General features: G+C 75.8%; 1 protein-coding gene and 1 pseudogene. Both read left to right on the top strand.

The genetic code is table 11. The annotated features are described in order from the left end of the window. Positions 1–548 precede the first annotated feature (548 nt). Positions 549–1,700 (top strand): TadA family conjugal transfer-associated ATPase, encoded by a 1,152-nt coding sequence (locus G3I65_RS20080; protein ID WP_160697472.1) that lies wholly within the window; start codon positions 549–551, stop codon positions 1,698–1,700. Between the two features lie 34 nt (positions 1,701–1,734). Continuing rightward, positions 1,735–1,980: pseudogene (locus G3I65_RS20075) on the top strand (type II secretion system protein); the annotation flags it as partial.

Raw genomic sequence — 1,980 nt, 5'->3', positions numbered from 1 at the left:
CCCGGCTTCGCTGAACTGCCTGGCCACCCGATGACGGCCCCGACAAGGGTGCGCGACCTCCTCCTGCCCACCCTCCTGACCCTGGCAAGCCGAGGCCCGGCAAGCGCGAAGAACTTCCTGTCCCTACTACTGCCAGGCCCCGAGCCCATCCCGCCGCCGCTGCCGTCCCGAGGACGGCACGGCACCCGAGTCACAGCCGACACCACCCGGCCGCACATTCCGGCACTGCTGCCACTTCCGTCGCAGGTGGGCACCCGAGTCACGGCCGAGGCCACTCCGGCGGCGCCCTGGCCGCCGTCCGCACGACGGCGCGGCACCCGAGTCACTGCCGACGCCACCCGGCCGCACATTCCGGCGCCGCTGCTACTCCCGCCACGGGCGGGCACCCGCGTCACGTCCGACGCCACCCCGGCGCCGCTGCCACTCCCGTCGCAGGCGGGCACTCGAGTCACAGCCGAGGCCACTTCGGCGGCGCCCTCCCCGCCGTCCCCACAACGGCTCGGCACCCGAGTCACAGCCCAGTCCACCCCAACCAACCCGGTGACCCCATGACGACCGACTTCGTGGACCGCGTCCGCAACCGCCTCGCCGGCGACCGCCGCCAGGCCGACCCGGTCGCCGTCGCCACCGCCGTCCGCGCCGAGGCAGCCGGCGCCCTCGGCCACGACGCCGTCCTAGACGCGGCCCGCCGAGCCCGCGACGAATTCCTCGGCGCCGGCCCGCTCGCCCCGCTCCTCGAAGACCCCACGACCACCGACGTGCTCGTGACCGGCCCGGGCGAAGTCTGGACGGACGGCCCCGCCGGCCTCACCCGCACCACCGTCCACTTCACGAACGAGGAAGCCGTCCGCCGGCTCGCCCAGCGCCTCGCCTTCGCCGCGGGCCGCCGCCTCGACGACGCCCAGCCCTATGTGGACGGCTGGCTCCCCGGCGCCGGTCCGCACGGCCGGATCCGCATCCACGCCGTCCTCCCCCCGATCGCGGCAGCCGGTACCTGCCTGTCCCTCCGCGTCCTCCGCCCGGCGACGCACGACCTCGCCGCACTCCGCACACTCGGCGCGTTCGACGCCGAAGGCGCGAAGCTGCTGCAGACCGTCGTCGCGAAGCGAATGGCGTTCCTCGTCACCGGCGGCACGGGAGCGGGCAAGACCACCCTCCTCGCCGCCCTGCTCGGCGCGGTCGACCCGGCCGAGCGGATCGTCTGCGTCGAAGATGCCGGCGAGCTCCAGCCCGCGCACCCGCAGTTCGTCAGCCTCGTCGCCCGTCCGGCCAATGTGGAGGGTGCGGGCGCGGTCGGCCTGCCCGAGCTGGTGCGCCAGGCCCTCCGCATGCGCCCCGACCGGCTGGTGGTCGGCGAGGTCCGCGGCGCCGAGGTCGGCTCGTTGCTCACCGCGCTGAACACGGGCCACGACGGCGGCGCCTGCACCGTCCACGCGAACTCCCCGGCGGAGGTGCCCGCCCGCATCGAGGCACTGGCCGCACTCGGCGGTCTCGGCCGCGATGCCGTGCACAGCCAGCTGGTCGCGGCGATCCGCGTGGTCCTGCACATGCGACGCGAGCAGGGCGGCCGCCGTCGCCTCGCCGAGGTCGGCGTCCTCCGCGCCGAACATGGCCGGGCCCGGGTGGTGCCGGTGTGGCGCGCGGGCCGCTGGACCATCGACCGCCACCTCTTCGCGGCCTCGGGGGCGATCGCGTGCTGACAAATGGTTTCTCGCGCGAGCGAAGGAGAATCCGGTGATCACGGCGTGGGCCCCCCTGTGCGTCGGCGCCGCCCTGGCGTGCTGGCCCGCACCCCCGAACCGGCTTCAAGTGGCGGTCGAGCCACCGACGACGATCCGCGTCCCCGACGTCCGGCGCGTCGTCGGCTGGCTGCTCCCCACCGCGCTGGCCGGGTTGCTGGCCGGAGCGGGCGGCGCGATCGCCGCCGGTGTCCTGACGCTGGCGTGGCGCCAGGAGTGGCGGGCCCACCGGCGCGCCGCC

Source organism: Amycolatopsis sp. SID8362 (genome assembly GCF_010550475.1).
Classification (GTDB): Bacteria; Actinomycetota; Actinomycetes; order Mycobacteriales; family Pseudonocardiaceae; genus Amycolatopsis; species Amycolatopsis eburnea.
The sequence above is the reverse complement of the archived record's forward strand: the minus strand, read 5'-3'. Positions and strand labels throughout refer to the sequence as shown.

What these genes read in the sequence shown, in the direction of transcription:
- G3I65_RS20080 (WP_160697472.1), top strand. Translation starts at nt 549, where the DNA reads ATGACGACCGACTTCGTGGACCGCGTCCGCAACCGCCTCGCCGGCGAC.